This window comes from Lysinibacillus sp. AR18-8, from assembly GCF_001705465.1.
Taxonomy (GTDB): Bacteria; Bacillota; Bacilli; order Bacillales_A; family Planococcaceae; genus Lysinibacillus; species Lysinibacillus capsici.
This window is the reverse complement of sequence record NZ_MDGU01000051.1, coordinates 156,506-176,932: the sequence shown is the minus strand read 5'-3', so window position 1 is coordinate 176,932 and position 20,427 is coordinate 156,506. Positions and strand designations below refer to the sequence as shown.

The window sequence follows — 20,427 nt, the reverse complement described above, 5'->3', positions numbered from 1 at the left end:
ATAATGGACTGTCTTTTTCTATTATTTCCCGAGAAATAATTGTTGAATTACATCGCTTTTTGTCACAGTATTAGAGGGATTGAATATCGATTAATGCATAGAATCCGAAAGCATGATAGAGTTAAGAGTAGTGAATTTACAAATACACATTGTTTAAGAATAGATAAGAAGCGAAAGGGAGAGTATGTATGAATAAAACAATTTTAGTTGTTGATGATGAGAAACCAATCGCAGATATTTTGCAATTTAATTTAATAAAAGAAGGCTATAAAGTTATTTGTGCTTATGATGGTGATGAGGCATTAAAGAAAGTAGAGGAAGAGCAACCAGATTTAATGCTTTTAGATATTATGCTGCCAAAGCGTGATGGAATGGAAGTTTGTAGAGAAGTACGTAAAAAATATGATTTTCCGATTATTATGCTAACAGCTAAAGGCTCTGAAATTGATAAAGTATTAGGATTAGAGATGGGTGCAGATGACTATGTCACAAAGCCATTTAGTACAAGAGAGCTGATTGCACGTGTAAAGGCCAATATGCGCCGTTTACAAGTAGTCGCTCCAGCAGCAGAAGAGGCTGAGGAGGAGTCGAATGAGATTGTCGTAGGTTCGCTTGTTATTCAACCAGATGCTTATTTAGTAATGAAGCGTGATGAAGCAATTGAATTGACACATCGAGAATTTGAGTTACTTCATTATTTAGGGAAACATATTGGACAAGTAATGACACGGGAGCACCTCCTACAAACAGTATGGGGCTATGATTACTTTGGTGATGTACGAACTGTTGATGTAACAATTCGCCGTTTACGTGAAAAAATTGAGGATAATCCTAGTCATCCCGCTTGGATTGTCACACGACGTGGTGTAGGTTATTATTTACGAAATCCTGAACAGGAGTAATAGGAATGCAGAAAGTGAGCTTCTTTAAATCCATTCATGTCAAACTAGTGCTGATTTATATTTTATTAATATTGCTTGCTTTACAAATTATCGGTATCTATTTCGCTCGTGAATTAGAAAGAAATTTGAAGAGCAACTTCCAAGATTCCATTTTTCAGCGAGTTGACTTGATGCAATATAGTCTTCGTGAGGAAATTTTAAAGGAACGCGATGAAAGCATGCCTAAACTAGAGGAGAGCCTAAAGTCAATTGTTATGGAGTTTTCTACTGGTTTAAGGGATGTTTCAAATGGTGATATTTTAGAAATTCGTGTCATTGACGATAGACAAAGAATACTTGCAACATCTGAGCTTGAAAACCAGAATTTAATAGGTCAGCGCTCTAATACTGATCTTGTACGTCGAGCGATATCTGCCGAAACACTGTTTGATATTATTAAGCTGGACAATAAGACGAGAAATCGTGTGTGGGTTTTAGCGAATCCCATTCGTGCGGGTGCAGGACCAGATGATGAAATCATTGGTGTACTCTATATTGAAGCCAATATTGAATCAGTTTTTGAACAAATGAATGATATTAATCAGATTTTCCTTGGTGGTACGGCAATGTCCTTGGTCATTACCATCTTCTTAGGTATTCTTGTGGCAAGAACGATTACACAGCCTATTGCTGATATGCGAAAGCAGGCTCAGGCAATGGCGAAGGGGAACTATTCTCGAAAGGTACGTGTATATGGTACAGATGAAATCGGCCAGCTAGCCATTACCTTTAATCATCTAACCAACCGTTTGCAGGAAGCACAATCGACCACAGAAGCTGAACGTCGAAAGCTAGATTCAGTTCTGAGTAATATGACAGATGGTGTAATTGCAACAGATCGTAAGGGACGTATTATTCTCATCAATGACCCTGCATTGGAATTACTGCATATTTCAAGGGATATTACATTAGGGCGTCCTATCGCCTCTGTATTGGGGATTGATCAGGAATATAGTTTTGAAGACTTAATTCATATGAATGATGCCGTGAATTTAAACTTCAGTACAGCAGATGCTCCCTATATACTTCGTGCTAATTTCTCTGTTATTCAAAAAGAAACAGGCTTTATTAATGGTCTGATTACTGTTTTGCACGATATAACAGAGCAAGAAAAGATTGAAATGGATCGTCGAGAATTCGTATCGAATGTATCACATGAGTTAAGAACGCCATTAACAACAATGCGTAGTTATTTAGAGGCACTTGCAGATGGTGCATGGAAAGATGAAAATATTGCTCCTACGTTTTTAAATGTGACACAAACCGAAACAGAGCGTATGATTCGTCTAGTAAATGATTTACTGCAGTTATCAAGAATGGATAGTTCAGATTACGAGTTGAATAAAGATATTGTCTTATTTAATTCATTCTTTAACCGCATTATAGACCGATTTGAAATGTCTAAGTCTGACAAGGTACATTTTGAACGATTATTCCCTGAAACCTCCTTTTATGTAGAAATTGATACGGATAAAATCACACAAGTTATTGATAATATCATTTCCAATGCTATTAAATATTCTCCAGATGGTGGCAATATTCGCTTTGGCTTTACGGGACAGGATGACATGTTGAAAGTCATGATTTCAGATGATGGCATGGGCATTCCTAAAGAAAATGTTGGCCGTATTTTTGATCGCTTCTATCGTGTGGATCGTGCACGCGCTCGTTCTATGGGAGGAACAGGCTTGGGACTAGCTATTGCGCGGGAAATGATTGAAGCACACGGCGGTAAGATTTGGGCTGAAAGTGAAGAAGGACAGGGTACAACAATTTTCTTCACATTACCATATGATGCAGATGAATTTGGTGAGGCAGGTGAGTGGGAATGAAATATATAGAGCCAGTTAAATCTGTTGTATTATTTCTACTTGTTATGCTGAGTGTGATTTTAACTTTTTTAATTTGGACCTATACACCTGATTATAAATATATTGAAAAAACAGAGGGCGAGGAAATTTTAATTAAGCCTCAAAAGGATATGGAGGATATTATTCGACCATACAAGGCTATTTTCCGATCTGAAGAAGAGTTTACAGGCACAGTTTCTAATGCAGCTATGAAAGACATGATGAAAGTATTTAAAGGCTGGAATGTTTTAGATTTGGTGTCTGTAAACAATAATCTTTCTGCAAACTATGTGAATCAAATTATTGGCGCAGATCATCGAATGACAATATTTTTTACAGGAGAGATTCCTTTTTCAGCTTTTAACACAACCTTTCAGTTCACTGATAAGGAATTACCAGAAACAACGTTCAATCGTATGATTATAGATTGGAGTAATTACAATAGTAAAGAATTGATGTTGTATTACATTAGTGGTAATAACCAATCATTATTCCGCTCACATGTCAGTGTGCCAAACATGAATCAATTTATACAGGAAGTCATAGAGCCTGCCAAAAAATATGAGGTTTTTAAAGAAGTAGAAAGAGAAGGCTATACATCTCTTTATTTGGCGAACAGTAATATTGAATCTGTAAAATATACGTATTTTATTGAGGATATTACGCCAGAACTATTTAAAAATGTATTATTCCCAGATCCAAATATTGTGCAGCGGAATGTGGAAAGTGCATCCTCTGAAAAATATACAGATGGTATGTCGTTAATGACCTTAGAAACAAATCTTAAATCATTAAACTATGTTTATCCTGCTGCAGAAAGTAGTATTAGAGTCGAGCCATCCAAGCTTTTAAAGGATAGCTTTGAATTTATTAATGAGCATGGAGGATTTACCGCAGATTTCCGCTATGCTTCATCCAATACCAATAAAAATCAAATAGATTATCAAATGTATTTGCAAGGTTTCCCTGTCTATAGCAATCATGTCATTACACGAATGACAACGATTTGGGGAGATAGTCGAATTTTCCATTATAAGCGTCCATACTTCTCATTGGATATGGATATATCATTGGAGAAAGAAATCAAAGAGTTAGCATCAGGTGCGGAGATCGCAGAGAGATTAAAAAGCGCTAACAGTATTCCTCTGTCTGATATCGATGAAATCGTCTTAGGCTATTATTTAACACAAAATCAAGAACAGAATATATTTATATTTGAACCTTGTTGGTTTGTTATTCGTAATGGTACATGGACTAAACTGACTCCTGAAGTATTAGGAGGTGTTAAAAATGGATTGGAATAGAACAAAATCTATTTTTATATTCGTTTTTTTAATACTGAACATCTTCTTGTATTCACTTTATGTCAATCGCTATAATGAAGCAAAAGATATTGAGGTACCAGGTGAAAGAACAATAGAAGCTCGTTTAAAGGATGATAATATTACGTACGGCACATTACCAAATAATATTGAATCTGCTTCGTATATGACAGCTCAAGTGCATAAATTCACACCAGCCGAATTTAATAATAGTAACCAGCAAGTTAAATTTAAGGATGATAATAATACAAAGGCTCGTGTTATTTTTATGAGGCCTGTTAAATTACGTAATGTAAGTGATGACGCAAGCTTTACAGATTTTGTCCTAGCAAACATCATTGAAGGTGCATCTTATGCTTTATGGAAAATAGACCGCGAAGAACGAGTCGCAATTTTTTTCCAAAAGACAAACAATCGAATGTTCTATTATAGTGGTTCATTAAAAATAAAATGGAATGCTAATAACGAAGTAACAATGTATGAGCAAACAATGATTGATAATATTGAAGAAATGGAACAGCAGGAAACAGTTATTCCTCCACTTCAAATTATTCAAACTTTGTATGCAAAGGGACCGCTCAAGCCAGATTCTCGCATTACACAAATGAAACTAGGTTACTCAACGCTTGTTAAATTGACACGTACTCAGGTATTGGTGCCAACATGGGAAGTTCAAGTGAAATTATCTGATGGGACAAAAGAAGAGTACTTTGTGAATGCAGTAGAAGGTAAAGTCATCGAAATCCAGGAGGACAAGCAAGAGAGCGAAGAAGAAGACTGGGGAGTTGAATAATGCGATTTAGTGTTTTAGCAAGTGGCAGTACAGGGAATTCGATTTATGTAGAGAATGACGATCATGCTTTTATCGTTGATGCGGGTCTTAGTGGGAAAAAGATGGAGCAGTTATTTACAAAAATCGACCGTAATATGAAGCAGCTCAGTGGTATCTTTGTTACACATGAGCATAGTGATCATATTAAAGGAATTGGTGTACTGGCACGGAAATATAATGTACCAATTTACGCAAACGCCAAAACGTGGCAGGCAATGGATGGGCTTATTGGGGACATTCCTGTAGAGCAACGTTTTGAATTTGAAATGGATACAGTGAAGCATTTTGGTTCTTTAGCTGTTGAATCCTTTGCTGTTTCACACGATGCAGCAGATCCAATGTTCTATACTTTTCATGAAAATGATCGCAAGCTTGTTATTATTACAGATACAGGCTATGTCAGTGATCGTATGAAAGGAATTATTCGAGGCGCTGATTCTTTTGTCTTTGAAAGTAATCATGATGTCAATATGCTACAAATGGGACGCTATCCTTGGTCTATTAAACGTCGTATTTTAAGTGATGTAGGACATGTGTCTAATGAGGATGCAGCAATTGCAATGAGTGAGGTTGTATTTGATAAGACGACCAATATTTATCTTTCACATTTAAGTAAAGATAATAATATGAAAGAGCTAGCACGTATGAGTGTCGCACAAACCTTACAATCTTGTGGCATCCTTGTTGGTGAGCATGTTCATCTATTTGATACGGATGCAGAAGAACCAACAAAATTGGTGACGGTTTAATCATAGGCTATTTAGATAAAATTTGAAGCTGTTCAACGCATAAAAAAATGCATTGAGCAGCTTTTTTTATGCCTATTTTATTTGTTTTTCATCTGATTTTAATGTTTGAATCGTAAGATTAGGGTAACAACTAATTAGATAGCACTCAAAGGAAAGGATGACGAACATGAGCTATTTCCAAGATGATGATAAAAACAGTGATTTCCTTAAAAATGATGAAGTACCGAAATCACCTCTTCAAGAAAGACTAGAGCGCGAGGAGCAAGAAATGCAGACTAAGCGCATGAAAAAGAAAGGTGGAGGAGGTAAAGGCGGCTATTTCTTTAGTGGTCTGGTCGGTGTCATTATAGGTGCTTTACTTGTGTGGCTTATGCTACCGGGACTTGTCAATCAAATGCCTGGAACAACAACAAGTAATACAGGAAAAAATAACACAACAATTAATCAGGTAGCTACAGAAGTAACGACAGATGTGACAACTGCAGTTGATAAAGCCTCACAAGCAGTTGTTGGTATCACAAATATTCAAGAAGTCACAAGCGGAGGTTTTTGGAGCCCACCATCAACGACAACAAAAGAAGCAGGAAGCGGTTCAGGTGTCGTTTATAAAATTGAAGGTGACAAAGCCTTTATCATCACAAATAACCATGTTATTGAAGGGGCAAAGCAGTTAGAGGTCACAATGCCAGACGGAACAAAAGAACCTGCACAATTAGTGGGTCACGATGTTTGGACGGACCTTGCAGTTATTTCTATTAACTCTAAAAATGTTAAAACAGTTGCGACATTCGGGAATTCGGATGTATTAAAACAAGGTGAAACAGTGATTGCCATTGGTAACCCACTTGGTTTAGACTTCTATGGTTCTGTGACAACTGGTGTTGTTTCAGGTAAAGACCGTTCTGTACCAGTAGACTTAAATGGTGATGGCACAGAAGATTGGCAACAAGAAGTATTGCAAACAGATGCTGCGATTAACCCAGGGAATAGTGGTGGAGCACTTGTGAACTTAGCTGGAGAATTAGTAGGAATTAACTCCATGAAAATTGCTGAATCCTCAGTTGAAGGTTTAGGGTTCTCTATTCCAATTAATTCAGCTATTCCAATTATCGAGGAACTAGAGAAAAATGGAGAAATGAAACGTCCAACAATGGGAGTTTCACTTGCAGATTTAACAGATGTGCCATCATTCTATCAACAACAAACATTAAAATTACCTGCAGAGGTGACAACAGGCGTTGTTGTAACAGATGTCATGAATAACTCACCAGCCTCAAAAGCAGGGGTTCAACAATACGATGTTATTGTAGAGATGGATGGTCAAAAAATTGAAACAACTATTGATTTACGCAAACATTTATATAATGACAAAAAAATTGGTGATAAGCTAACATTAAAAGTGTACCGTCAAGGTAAATTAGTCGAGCTATCACTAACATTAACAAACGGTAATACATTGTAAAGAAGATGAAAAGCGATGGAGATCTAATCAATCTCCATCGCTTTTTTTATGAGGATGGAGAAAATACTTTTATGAAATATTGTGGATAACTAGAAAATTGTGAATACTAATTCCGCACAGTAAATCGGGAGTAAAAGGCACTTCTTCCATACATGCTATTACTTTGTTACAATAGATTGTGGATAACATAGACTGATTTGTGAATAAGTTTGTGGAAATTTCGGAAAATAAGGAGACATCAAAAAATGGAAAAGTACAGCTGTGAAAGCCATATAGATCACGCTTTAGACATGTTTGTAGCAGAGCAAAAAGTGTTCCCAATTATGGATAAAATCGAAGAGGATAAAAAGTTATCCACAAAGTGTAGCTACTGTGAACAGGCAGCAGAATATATTGTATCAAGTAAATAACTTTACACAATATATAGAGAGTGCTTGTGGATATGTTGATAACTTTTGTGGATAATTTGTTTGTAAATGAATTGTAAAGGTGGATAACGTGTGAATATAACGATTGTATCAGTCGGCAAGCTAAAAGAAAAGTACTTAAAAATGGGGATCGATGAGTACGTAAAACGTCTTGGCGGCTATGCAAAAATGGATTTGGTTGAAGTGCCAGACGAAAAGGCACCTGAACAACTAAGTGAAGCCGAAATGGATATCGTCAAGAAAAAAGAGGGCGAACGCATCCTAACGAAAATCAGTCCAGATGCCTATGTAATTGCCCTAGCCATCAACGGCAAAATGAAAACCTCCGAACAAATGGCTGCCGACATCGAATCCCTCATGACCTACGGCAAAAGCAAAATCGCCTTCGTCATCGGTGGCTCCCTCGGTCTACATGAAGATGTGTTAAAGCGTGCAGATGAGCAGCAATCTTTTGGTAAGATGACACTTCCTCACCAGCTCATGAAGCTTGTGCTAGTCGAGCAGATTTATCGTAGTTTTAGGATTATGAAGGGTGAACCGTATCATAAGTAAGGGCGGTTTTGGAATTTTTAGGATAAAAGGACTAACTATATCATATTAGTCAACTTAGTTATGTATATGAAAAATATATTTTTAATGGTACTATATGTATAAAATTGAAATTTATAAGGGGATTGATTATGGAGTATTTAAGTAACTTTCAATCAAGAGAAGATTTGGTAAATTTGTATAAAGACAATGCATTATTATTATATGCATTAGAATTGAGATTGCAAATTCAAGACATTCAAGCAGTTGCAACAGATGCTTTAACAGATGGGAACGATGATAAAAAGTGTGATTTAGTATATATATCTGAAGAAGATGGAATTGCAATTATTGCACAAGGATACATGGCTCAAAAATCCCGATACTCTGCGCCAGCTAATAAAGCGAGTGATTTAAATACTGCTATAACTTGGCTTTTAAATGAAAATATAGATAAATTACCTTTAGATATAAAAGCAGCCGCAATACAATTGAGAGAAGCTTTATCAGAAGGAAAAATACATACATTGCAAGTATGGTTTGTGCATAATTGTCCAGAATCAGAAAATGTACGTAATGAAATGAATGCAGTAAAGTTATCTTTAATTCAGGCAATAAAAGAATACGTTAAAGAGGAAAGTTCCATTAACATACTATCTTTTGAAGTAGGTAATGAAACTTTAAATAATTGGTATAAAGCATCATCTGTCCCGATTTTAGTTACAGACGAGTTTGATATTCCGATAAAAAATGGCGGATATGCTATTGAAGGGGAAAATTGGAAAAGTTATATGACCTCAATTCCTTTAATTTTCTTATATGACAATTACCAAAAATATAAAGATGATTTATTTTCATCAAATATCAGAGGGTATTTAGGGAGCCTTAATAAGAAAAATAATATTAATAATGGAATCAAAAAAACAGTAGAAAATACACCAGATAATTTTCTGATTTATAACAATGGCTTAACTATCGTTGTAAACGAATTTGTAGGAATTAACGATCAATTAATAAGAATTAAAGGTTTATCTATCGTTAATGGTGCTCAAACAACTGGGGCGGTTGGGTCTGTAATAACTAGACCTAGTAAAGATGCCCTAGTAACTGTAAGATTTATAAAATGTGACGATCAAAATATTTTAAGAAATATTATTGAATTTAATAATAAACAGAATGTTGTAGAATCTTCGGATTTTAGAAGTACAGATGAAGTTCAAGGCAATCTTAGAAAACAATTTGGTCTTATTCCTAATGTTATTTATTTAGGTGGCCGGAGAGGTGGTAGTGAAGATAAGATTAAAAGATATAGTAATTTAATTTCACATGATATAGTTGCTCAATGTTTAACAGCATATCATCAAGATCCAGGTACGGCATATAATAGAAAAAAAGAGATTTGGGAAAGTAACTCACTTTATTCAAATATTTTTAGCGAAAAAACATCAGCTAGACATATCCTTTATGTTTATTCTTTATATCAGGCTATTGAAAGTAAAAAAAATTCTTTAAAAGCTCTGCATAAAGAAGGTGCATTAGATGTTACAAGTAAAGCTATATACGAATTTTTAATTGTAAGAGGCTCTGTATGGGTACTTATTGCAGCTGTGGCTAATTGTATAGATAGTTTACTGGGTGTAACTGTAAGAGATTCATTTGACTTAAAGTTTAAAGAGGATATCAGTTTAGAAGAATCGGTTGTGTTGTGGGAACAGCAATTGAATATTATGTTACCTTTTGTAACTTCATTAATACCAGCTGTACAAAATGGTGTGAAAGCTAAGGAAATTATCAATCAATCAATTAAAGATTTTACTGAAAAGACAGCCTCTATAATAAGTGTTATGAAGATAAACCCTGGGACATCAAGTACATTAACTGAATTTGCTAGTAAAATAGATTATTAAATTGCATATTCCTACATCGCGGAAAATTATAAATAATATGAAATTATAAGCTTGGAATTCATTTTGAATTCCAAGCTTTATGTTTTCTAAACATGCAAGAGCCCTGTAGGAAATAGGCATAATACACATCCTCTTGCAGAAGAAAGGATTGACAACCTTATCAATAATTATAAAGGAGAGTTATTTTTTATAGATTCAACTTTATTAAAAGAAATCTCTGAAAGAATTAATGATTGGAAAAATTTTTTGAATGAAGATATAGGATTTATTTTTGAATCTTATGAAAAATATGGTTCCATTTATTTAGGTCCATGGCATAAAAAAATGCTGAGGGATAGAATTGATTACTAGTTTAACTATTATCAAGTGGTCATACAGAGTTGTTTGAAGCTTAAAAAATCAGTAGAAGATTGGAGTTGAATTTAGGTAATGTCTTTTAGCGACCTATTTAGGAAAGTTTTAATTGGAATTATAAACCTCACTTAGCCACATCACGGTGAACCGTATCATAAGTAAGGGAGGTTTTTGAATAAATCACTAATCATATTGATAATGATATGATTAGTGATTTATTTTGCTTCATAATTAATGAGAATGATTTATATACATCTATCTTTTTGACACAGTAACGAATAACCCTTCTCCTAATACAAAAATTTGATAAGATGAACTTGTATTATTGTAAGTATCCTTTCCATTCCTCCTAATCGACTTTTTTGCCAATTAGAAGGTTAGTAGATTTGAAGGGTACGGACAATGATATTTTTTTACGTTTTAAAGGACCTATAACTGCTAGAATTTCCACTTACAATCTGCTCCTTTTTTATTTTTCCCTAAACATTTTATATTAATATGAAATTCCACGTAATCAACCATATATAAATTGACCCGTAGTCATAATTAATAATCATAAAATAAATATTCTAAAATTTAATCAATAATATAATAAGATAAATATTGACCACGAGTATAAAAAGTATTATAAATAGTTTAGAAGTTATTTCCAAAAAGGGGAAATGTGAGTTGTCTAATACACGTATACATTTTATGGATTTTTTAAAAGTGTTTCTTTCTTGCACTGTAATTGTCCACCATGCAGGTCAACCTTATGGCGGGGCAAATGGTTTTTGGTATGTACGAGATTTGGGTGTCGATTCTGATTTGGGCGTTTTTTTTGGGATAAACTCTGCCTTTAATATGAGTCTTTATTTTTTTCTTTCTGCTTATTTTATACCTCTTGCGTATAAACACAAAGGGAGTATAGGTTTTTTGAAAGATCGGTTGAAGAGAATTGGTATACCTTTATTATTTGGATTTATAGTAATAATTCCTTTAATAATGTACTTTTATTATAATGAATTTCGTGGTTACCCTCACCTATCGTTATATGAATACTATAAAAATATTTATCTAGGATTTGGTGAAAAGCCATTGAATTGGGCAGGACCATCTTGGCCAGACCTAAATTTTGGCCATCTTTGGTTTATTGAACATCTTCTTATTTATTCACTGATATATCTAGTATTAATGAATCTTTTTAAAAAAATTAATTTACCAAAAATTTCAATTTACCCAACACATAAACATATTTTTATATTTGTTATTATCATATCGTTAATCACTTTTTTAGTTCGAATAAGTTATTCGATTGATGAATGGATTGGTGTTCTAGGTTTTATCCAAATGGAGTATGCACACTTTCCTCAATATTTAGCATTTGTAGTTTTGGGAATAACAGCTGCTAATAATAACTGGATTTATCATATCCCTAAAAGTATTGGTGATTTATGGTTATTTATAGGAGTTTTATTAATTGCTTTAAATGTAATTGGGTTTGTACCACATTCAAGGGGTGGATGGGATAGTAGTTCACTTATTTATGCAGTCTATGAGACCTTTTTATGTACAGGACTTTCAATTGGTTTAATTGAATTATTTCAACGTAAATTAAATAGAAAATCAAAATGGATTGAGGCTTTATCTAAAAATTCCTTTTGTGTTTATATTATTCATATTCCGGTTTTAATTGGAATTCAATATATTTTAATTAGTGTATCTGTTTCAGGCTATATAAAATTCGTATTAGCATCACTATTGGGGATCGTATTTAGCCATTTAATATCGTATTTTATTATTCGAAAATTACCGGTTATTAGTCTACTATTCTCTGGGACAAATCATAGACGTTCTCAAGGTTTAGTGAATAAATTTAATAAGAAGAGTATATATTAGTTCTCTGCTTGTCTCCAATTCTCTCTTTGACAACATGCCTGCGAGTTTTTATAACACAGGCTATTCTCGCAGGATTACTTTGGAAATCAACAGGATCTTTATGATGATATTCCTTTAAAGAAAACATCAAAACTCATCATAAGTTGTGTAATAAGATCATCTTCGCCACCACCAAGACACCAGTGGGTTAATACACCAATAAACATTTGAATAGTTAAGTCTGCCAGTGTTTCAGGGGATAATTTTTGTGTAAATTCCCCTTTTTCTTGTCCATACTTAAAAATTGGAATCAATAAAGCACGAAGATTATTCATATTATCTATGTGATTATTTAAATTATTAGCACTTGAGAGAGTTGCCATTAAAGTTGCTCTTCTTAATGACCTTGTATAGTTTAAATTATGTACGATATTAATTAACGAAGAGAGTAGTTTAGGTACTACTGGACTTGTGATATTCATTAATTTTTCAGCTTCCGAATAGATTGAAAATCTTTCAAAATCTTCTATGACTGCTTCTTTTGTCGGAAAATAATTAAAAAAAGTACCCTTAGAAACTCCAGCTAATTTCACAATATCTTCAACCCTTGTCGACTCATATCCGTTTTCTGAAAATAATTTGAAAGCAGCGTTTGTTATAGCTAATTTAGTTTGTCGTTTCTTTTCTTCCCTTCCCAACTTTATTCACTCCATTTCTTGCAATAACGTTATTATTAATTCTACTATAAATAACTGTTTAAAAAGTATTATTATGAATAACAGACAGCTATTATTGATATGCTCCCAATTAGGTAGACAGATAAAGAAATTCATCTTATCATTACATTTAAATTTATCGAATTATCCATAGGCGAAAATTCTGTAAAACGAAATTTGGTGTGAAGCTTCATTTACGCCTTGCCTATATGGCAAAAAGGTATTGTTATCCGGATTAAGCCGTACTGACAAATGCCATCGAAAATGACCACCATCATTTAGGAGTATTCATTGATGACAAAGAATGCATGTACATCTTTGGCCGTGGCTACTTAGATTACGAACGGTTTAATCGAATGACAGAGGAAGGGTATTTTGCTATTACTCGTTTGCGTTACCCGAAAATCCATCTGTTTTATCCGATGAACTGGTCGTAATTGAGACGACACAAAATCGGTCTGAAAATGTACTTTTCCTAATTAAAGTCCTCGATTCAAAAGGGAACGAACGTATTTACAAATCAGTAGTTATTTAAAAGCTGCTTTATGGAAATCTCTACGTAAAATTCAAGGAGAGAGCGTTTTATAAAGAATTAATCATCGTTGTTTCACAAGCCACAGGATATAGTAAAAAGTGGTTTGTTACTACCTTTGTTTTTAACTACTTACGCATATATTTTAACGTAATTTTCCATTTTTTATTTCCGGCTTGGAGAGTAAAAACGACCACACTGAAATGCAAAATTTGTAGAAAAAGTATCAGGCACTATTAAAAGTGCCTGATACTTTTTTGTTTTATTGGGAGTGGATTGGGTATTAACTATCATAAGCAAGTTATATAGCAAGAAAGGATTGTAGGAATAATCGAAAGAGAAAGGAGTTATAGCCAACATGTTGTTGAGTAAAAAGTTTTTATTGGTCTTAAGTACAATCGTAGCCTGCATGTTGTCTGGTTGTGGAGAGAAGCAGAAGCTTGAAGATGGATCTGAACTGATCAATAAAAATCAATTTGTTTTTGCTACTTCTGGGGAATTTAAGCCATTTAGTTATATAAATGACGATCTTACAATGTCGGGCTTTGATATTGAGGTTGGTGAAGCGATTGCAAAGGAAATGGGCCTTGAGCCGGTTCAGAAACGAATCAAGTTCAAAGGGATTGTTGAAGGGGTGAAAACGGGAAGAGCGGATGCAGCCGTTGCAAGTCACACGATTAACCCGCAGCGGAGTAAACATGTTTCTTTCTCTACCCCCTATTATTATTCAGGACCGAAAATTTTCACCAGACCAGATAGTAAAATTAGGACTGTCGAAGATTTAGAGGGAAAGGAAGTAGCTGTTGCAAAAGGATCAACATATGCCGATACAGCTTCCAAGTATACAGACAACATCAAAACATATGACAGCGACATTACAGCATTAAAGGCATTAAGCAGTGGGCGTCATGATGCAGTAATTACAGATTTTGTTACAGGAAAAACTGCTGAAAAGGAAGGTTTTAAGATTAAAGGACAACAATTAATTAATCGCAGTGAACAAGCGATTGTTTTGCCTCAGGATAATCCAAAGCTAGTGAAGCGAGTTAATGAATCTTTGGAACAACTTCGGGAAAATGGAACATTGACTCAAATTAGTATCAAATATTTTGGTGAGGACATTACCAAAAAATCAGAATAAACCAATGCTATAAAAGAAAGGAAGTAGTACTTTGCCAAGTTTTTCGCATTTTTTTCAAATACTAATGGAAACAAAAGGTGTATTCTTTAAAGCTATGCTTTTAACATTAGAGCTGACGGTGGTTTCTATCTTACTGGGAATCATCATCGGACTAGTCTTTGCTTTATTAAAAATTTCTAATATAAAAATTTTAGAACTTATTTCAGATATATATGTCTATTTGGTTCGAGGAACACCACTGATTGTTCAAATATTTATCCTCTACTTCGGAATTAGCGGGATTTTCCTTCTTCCTGATTTTTGGGCTGCTTCCCTTGCTCTAGCGCTACATAATGGAGCTTATATTTCTGAAATCCTTCGGGGAGCAATTCAGTCAGTCGATAATGGCCAATTTGAAGCAGGACGCTCTTTGGGAATGACAAAGACACTGACATTAAGAAGGATTATTCTCCCACAGGCATTCCGTAGAGCATTGCCGCCTTTAGGCAATCAATTTATCATAAGTTTAAAAGATTCATCGTTAGCCGCATTTATCTCCATGAATGAGCTATTTAATGTGGCGACAACACTTGGGTCGAATAATTTCGATGAAATGACCTACTTACTCATTGTAGCAGTCTACTATTTATTGCTGGTAGCGTTGATGACATTTGTAGTGAACCGAACTGAATTAAAATTAGCAGTAAGCGACAGATAGGAGCTGAAAAAATTGGACACTAAGGAAATGATTAAAATAAGTCAATTGAATAAATCGTTTGGAGACTTACATGTATTGAAAAATATCGACATGACAGTCTACGAGAGCGATGTTGTCTGTCTAATAGGATCGAGTGGGTCAGGGAAAAGCACCCTCCTTCGCTGCTTGAACTTTTTAGAAAGAAAAGATAATGGCAATATTATAATTGAGGGAAACGAAGTCAATCCACGGACAGATGATCTTAACAAGATTAGAGAAAAGGTTGGGATGGTGTTTCAAAATTTCAACTTATTCCCACATAAAACGGTTTTAGAAAATATTATTGAAGCACCTGTTATGGTAAAGGGTGTAGACAAAGAAAAAGCTATCATCAAAGCAAAACAATTACTGAAAAAAGTAGGTTTGGAGGATAAGTCGGATGTCTATCCTAGTAAACTATCAGGGGGGCAAAAGCAACGGGTGGCGATTGCTAGAGCACTTGCGATGGAACCAGACATTATGCTTTTTGATGAGCCAACATCGGCACTCGATCCTGAGCTTGTGGGAGAGGTTTTAACAACCATGAAAGATTTGGCTGAAGAAGGAATGACTATGGTTGTTGTAACCCATGAAATGGGATTCGCAAAAGAGGTAGCTGATTGGATTGTCTATATGCATGATGGGAGAATTATTGAACGCGGCACACCTGAACAATTTTTCAATTATCCAAAAGAGGAGAGAACACGAGAATTTTTAACTGCAACAATGCTTAAATAAAACTAAAAGGTTCTGAACGGTAATGTTAGGATCTCTTATGGTTTTACATTAAATATTCGATTACTAGATAAAGCATGTACAGAAAAACTGCACATAGACTCGTTACAGCCAACCTTATCATGAGTAAGTGAAATTTAAATAGCAAAAGGAGAAATTGCAAAGCGCAATTTCTCTTTTTGCTGGAACTGTACTTATTTAATTATAACTCAACTTCGGTAACTTCATTATTACCATTGCCGTTGCCGTTGCCGTTGCCGTTGCCGTTGCCGTTGCCGTTGCCATTACCGTTGCCGTTACCATTGCCCGGCTTTTCAACCAATACATCAAATGTTAATGTGTGGTCACCATACGTTGCTGTAATTGTCGTAGTACCTTGACCTTTACCTTTTACAGCCCCTGCTTTTACAGTAGCTATTTTATCATTTGCTACTTCGTAGGTTGCAAGAGTAGTAACATCTTTTTCTGTTGTTCTACCCTCAAAAGTAGTTACTTCAGTAATCTTAACCATAACCTCTTTACCTATTCTAGTTTCAACCTGAGCTTGGTCAATTTCTAGTGTTACGATTGGTGTTTCTACAACAGGTGCTTTTACTGTAACATTTACTGTAACTTCATGATCACCATATGAAATAGTAATCGTAGTCGTGCCCTCACCTACAGCAGTTACTAATCCATTTGCTATTGTTGCAACATTTTCATCTCCCACAACATAAGTTGCTTTTGAAGTTACATCTTCCTCTGTTGCTTCACCTTCTGGAGGAGTAGATGTCTCTGTTACCGTAAGTTGTGCAGATTCCCCAGCTGTTAGGTCTAGCTCAGTTGGATTGACAGAAAGTGTTACTTTTGGTTCAACTACATCTTTTTCAAATATTAGTGCTTCACCAACATTCCCTGCAGCGTCTTCAATTTTTACTGATACAGCATTAGTTTCTGTTGTTACTGGGAATGTGAAGCTACCGTCTTGATTTAATTCAAAAGGAACAGGCGCTTGTATTTCGCCATTCACAGTCGCAATATAGGAAGCTTTTAATTTATCATTTAAATTGTAGTTTAAACCATATAAATATAACTCTTCATTGTAGTCGATATACTTATCTGTTACCTTTCCTGTAGCGACACCTTCAGCTACTGAACCAGTAATTTCTGGTTTAGTCGTTTTCACGATAATTGGTCCAACATAATCGGAAACTACCCCTGATGCCGCAAGACCAGTAAAGTCAATAGTATAGAGACCATCTGGAATTGCTGTGGCAGGTTCTGTTCCCCATGGTTTGTATTGCCCAGCGATATTCAGCGTATAAGAGCCTTTTCCTAGCGCAGTACCTGCATGTAGATAACCGATGTAGCCATCACCATATTCTCCACCTTGAGGATTCATAATATCCCATAGCTCGATATAGTTAGTTGTTACATCGCCAGTTAATGTAAATGAAAGTACAGCTGAATCTTTCACGCCATCTCCATTAAAGGAGAGGTCTGTTTCTGTAATCTTTAAATCTTTAATTTCAGTTACTGCCTCACTTCCAAAGTCAGCTGCGAATGGCAATGAAATTTCTGTAGCACCACCGCTGATGTGAATATACCCCAGTATTTCCGAGCCGTTTGGAGCTGTAGCTTGTGAAGCCGTTAATGTAAGATTTAACACTTGCTCACCAACTAGATTAAATGTTGGCTGGTCGACTGTAACAGTTGCATCACCAAATGATTTTGTCACATCAATTGATACATTATAATTACCGCCGTTCCCCTTTATATCTTTTACTAAAACTTGTTTCGTTACGGAAATATTCTGGTCTTTAAGTGATTGTGGACCAAAAGTAACTGTCCCTTTTAAGTTTTCTGAAACAGCTCCTGTTCCATCTAAAATTGCACTATCCAATGCATAGGCAAGAATTTCTGGATGTGCAGCAGCATAAGCATTTACACGACCTGCACCTTGAGAGAACACATCGTATTTTGTTTTATCTAAAACCTTTGCTGTATTAGAAAGCGCCACTTTTATGTCGAACGCATTCCAATCAGGATTTGCTTGTTTAAGTAATGCAACAATACCTGTAATATGCGGTGTTGCCATAGAAGTTCCTGTTTTACGATCATATGCCTCTGCATAATCTGCATTAGGGAAGTCCTTTTTATACATTGGAATCGTTGACATAATGTTTGTTCCAGGTGCACTTACATCTGGTTTAATATCAAAGTTTGGCGTAGATGGGCCACGGGAACTTGAATCGTTTACTTCATCTCCCAGTGTCTTTGTGGAAGTAAATTGACTAAAGCTAACTTTTCCAGTTCCACCGGCTAATGCAGCACGAATTGCATTGCCATCCGTTTGGGACATATCAAATGTTGGTAGAAAAGCAAAAGAATCACCCAGGAATGTACCTGAAATATTAGGTGCATTTGTTCCACCAGCAAAGTTATGAATAATTGTGGCGACTGCTCCATTTGCCTTTGCATTCGCAATTTTATCAACAAATGCGATACTGCCACGAGAGATTAATGCCACTTTACCTTCTACATCGATTCCCTCATAGTCTTTTACTTCTCCGTTTCCAGGAATAGCAACTAGGTCAAATTCTCCTTGAAGCTGTGTTGCTAAATCCCTTCCAAAAGTTGTTCCCATTAATGGGAGCTGTTTTGTTAAGTTGTAGTCACCAACTGTAACATTCACTTCACCGCTATACATTGTTTCTGGATTTGTTGTGTTACCCACAGCAATTCCTAAACGAGCGGTTGCAGGCGTGCCCATTGTTCCTCGATTTGGGCCGGAGTTCCCTGTTGCAATTACTCCGATTGTTCCAGCCATCATTGCATTATTAATAGCAAATGAACCAGCGTCCGTTTCAGAGTTAGCCCCCCCACCAAGAGAAAGGTTGATTATGTCCATTTTTTCTGTTACAGCCGTTTCAATTGCTTTAACAATACCAGATGTAGCCCCACTTCCATATGCACCAAGAACACGGTAAGCATAAAGGTCTACTTTTGGAGCAATTCCTTTAATGCCGAAATTGTTAGCCCCAATTGCTGCAATAGTTCCAGCAACATGAGTACCGTGAGAAGTATAGAACGAGCTTCCCTTTTCATTAAATTCAGGTGTTCCAGCAGGACGCTCAGAAGGCAAGGTTTCCGATGCATCGTCATCTGCCCGAGGCTTTGTGTAAGTTGATGAATTTGGAATGAAGTTTTTCCCACCCTTGTAAATTCCGGCGAACTCAGGGTGATCTGTGTCAATACCAGTATCTAATACTGCTACCTTTATACCTTGTCCTTCAATTCCTTCATTCCAAAGCTGTTCGATGCCGAGGAAAGAAATACTTGTATTCATTTGAGCCTCTAATTGATCTTCCTTAATCAGTTCTGATGATTTCATTGTATTATCTTCAGATGCGTAAACAATTGCATCAGGTTCAATTAATGTTATTCCTTCTATTGAAAGCAGCTTTGGGAGATCATTTGCTTTCACAGTTGCTGCAAAACCGTTTAAAACAGTATCAAATGTGTAGCCTTGAGTCATTTGAACATTTTTAGTAGCTAATTCTTTCTTAACTTGTGCTTGTTGAGATTTTACATTTGATCGAACTTCATTTGCTCGCGCATTAGAGAACTTTTGGCCTTTCAATTGGCTCATTCCTTGCTCTAGTGCCACAGGCTTTTCAGATAAATGTACGATGACTGCAACTTCTTGATTGCCTGATACATTTTGTAAGCTTTCGTGAAGAGTTGGACCATCTTTAGACAAGCTTAGCTGTTCAGCGATAGCCGCCTTTAATTGAAGTATACTTTCACTTTGGCTATCCTGCTTGAATGGCTTCGAATCTTCAGCATTAGCACTCGATAATGGAACCAATAGAAAAAGCACCATAACGAAAGCTATCATACTACTTAAAAACTTCGTAAACTTAAACTTTTTCAAATCTCATTTCTCCCTCCGCTCTTAATTATCACACTTTTCAGTTTAGTGTGATATTTCCAATTTATCACAGGTGAGATAATTCGAATATCGGAATATTGAAAAATCTCAAAATATTGATAATTAGTATTACTTTGTCAAAAACGGATTAATTCTATTTTCCTAGTAATTTAATAAAAAAGTAGAACTTTCAAATGAGTATTGACTTACAGTGATTCATACTTTTTATCATTTAAGAGTTTTATAAAAAATCCATTTGACGTCCTGTATTATTTTTTGTACGATATTGAAGAAAAGAATGCCCGGACTAGAACGGGAGAGGTTCATAGCTGATACCCTCTATAAAAAACTATGGAAACATGACAATATGCCATGTCCATATCGGACGTGGCTTTTTTTATCTGTTTACTTATGTTTTAAATAGAATGATTGGTGATGCCTCTCT

The 20,427-nt window shown here is 35.4% G+C and carries 15 protein-coding genes, 1 pseudogene and 1 riboswitch; of the genes and pseudogenes, 14 read left to right on the top strand and 2 right to left on the bottom strand.

Annotated features, from left to right (window positions below; all coding sequences use genetic code 11):
• Window positions 1-188 precede the first annotated feature (188 nt).
• The 10 genes from yycF to BFM98_RS21570 all read left to right on the top strand — a co-directional run bounded on the left by yycF (window position 189) and on the right by BFM98_RS21570 (window position 12,251).
• Window positions 189-902 (top strand): response regulator YycF, encoded by a 714-nt coding sequence (yycF, locus tag BFM98_RS21615; protein ID WP_036077923.1) that lies wholly within the window; start codon window positions 189-191, stop codon window positions 900-902.
• 5 nt (window positions 903-907) lie between these two features.
• Window positions 908-2,773 (top strand): cell wall metabolism sensor histidine kinase WalK, encoded by a 1,866-nt coding sequence (walK, locus tag BFM98_RS21610; protein ID WP_048395245.1) that lies wholly within the window; start codon window positions 908-910, stop codon window positions 2,771-2,773.
• The gene (locus BFM98_RS21605; RefSeq protein WP_048395247.1) at window positions 2,770-4,095 is read left to right on the top strand and encodes a YycH family regulatory protein; all 1,326 of its coding nucleotides are present in this window, start codon (window positions 2,770-2,772) and stop codon (window positions 4,093-4,095) included. The genes walK and BFM98_RS21605 overlap by 4 nt, the downstream gene beginning before the upstream one ends.
• A complete protein-coding gene (locus BFM98_RS21600) occupies window positions 4,082-4,906 on the top strand; it encodes a two-component system regulatory protein YycI (protein ID WP_048395249.1) in 825 nt (274 codons plus the stop codon). The genes BFM98_RS21605 and BFM98_RS21600 overlap by 14 nt, the downstream gene beginning before the upstream one ends.
• A complete protein-coding gene (locus tag BFM98_RS21595; RefSeq protein WP_048395252.1) occupies window positions 4,906-5,694 on the top strand; it encodes an MBL fold metallo-hydrolase in 789 nt (262 codons plus the stop codon). Before BFM98_RS21600 ends, BFM98_RS21595 begins: the two co-directional genes overlap by 1 nt.
• A gap of 166 nt (window positions 5,695-5,860) precedes the next feature.
• Complete coding sequence (locus BFM98_RS21590; RefSeq protein ID WP_048395254.1) at window positions 5,861-7,156, top strand: S1C family serine protease; 1,296 nt, start codon at window positions 5,861-5,863, stop codon at window positions 7,154-7,156.
• A 245-nt stretch (window positions 7,157-7,401) separates the two neighbouring features.
• Entirely contained in the window at window positions 7,402-7,566 is a 165-nt protein-coding gene (locus BFM98_RS21585) for a CxxH/CxxC protein (protein WP_004233391.1), read from the top strand.
• 90 nt (window positions 7,567-7,656) lie between these two features.
• Window positions 7,657-8,136, top strand: a complete 480-nt coding sequence (gene rlmH, locus BFM98_RS21580) for a 23S rRNA (pseudouridine(1915)-N(3))-methyltransferase RlmH (protein ID WP_004233392.1) — start codon at window positions 7,657-7,659, stop codon at window positions 8,134-8,136.
• Window positions 8,137-8,264: 128 nt separating this feature from the next.
• Complete coding sequence (locus tag BFM98_RS21575) at window positions 8,265-10,019, top strand: AIPR family protein (protein WP_066038353.1); 1,755 nt, start codon at window positions 8,265-8,267, stop codon at window positions 10,017-10,019.
• A 1,047-nt stretch (window positions 10,020-11,066) separates the two neighbouring features.
• Entirely contained in the window at window positions 11,067-12,251 is a 1,185-nt protein-coding gene (locus BFM98_RS21570; protein WP_175400793.1) for an acyltransferase family protein, read from the top strand.
• Window positions 12,252-12,349: 98 nt separating this feature from the next.
• On the opposite strand, the gene BFM98_RS21565 is transcribed toward BFM98_RS21570, so the two are convergent.
• The gene (locus tag BFM98_RS21565) at window positions 12,350-12,928 is read right to left on the bottom strand and encodes a TetR/AcrR family transcriptional regulator (RefSeq protein WP_066038351.1); all 579 of its coding nucleotides are present in this window, start codon (window positions 12,926-12,928) and stop codon (window positions 12,350-12,352) included.
• 176 nt (window positions 12,929-13,104) lie between these two features.
• Here BFM98_RS21565 and BFM98_RS24335 point away from each other — a divergent pair.
• The 4 genes and pseudogenes from BFM98_RS24335 to BFM98_RS21550 all read left to right on the top strand — a co-directional run.
• Window positions 13,105-13,454, top strand: a pseudogene (locus BFM98_RS24335) (IS4 family transposase); the annotation flags it as partial.
• Between the two features lie 382 nt (window positions 13,455-13,836).
• Window positions 13,837-14,619 (top strand): transporter substrate-binding domain-containing protein, encoded by a 783-nt coding sequence (locus BFM98_RS21560; RefSeq protein ID WP_054548827.1) that lies wholly within the window; start codon window positions 13,837-13,839, stop codon window positions 14,617-14,619.
• A 31-nt stretch (window positions 14,620-14,650) separates the two neighbouring features.
• Window positions 14,651-15,316 carry an amino acid ABC transporter permease gene (locus BFM98_RS21555; RefSeq protein ID WP_004233396.1) on the top strand — a complete coding sequence of 222 codons (666 nt, stop codon included), beginning with the start codon at window positions 14,651-14,653 and terminating at the stop codon, window positions 15,314-15,316.
• A gap of 27 nt (window positions 15,317-15,343) precedes the next feature.
• Window positions 15,344-16,072, top strand: a complete 729-nt coding sequence (locus BFM98_RS21550) for an amino acid ABC transporter ATP-binding protein (protein ID WP_175400796.1) — start codon at window positions 15,344-15,346, stop codon at window positions 16,070-16,072.
• Window positions 16,073-16,271: 199 nt separating this feature from the next.
• On the opposite strand, the gene BFM98_RS21545 is transcribed toward BFM98_RS21550, so the two are convergent.
• Entirely contained in the window at window positions 16,272-19,985 is a 3,714-nt protein-coding gene (locus BFM98_RS21545) for a S8 family serine peptidase (RefSeq protein WP_066038349.1), read from the bottom strand.
• A gap of 309 nt (window positions 19,986-20,294) precedes the next feature.
• A riboswitch (PreQ1 riboswitch) is annotated at window positions 20,295-20,341 on the top strand.
• Window positions 20,342-20,427: the final 86 nt, after the last annotated feature.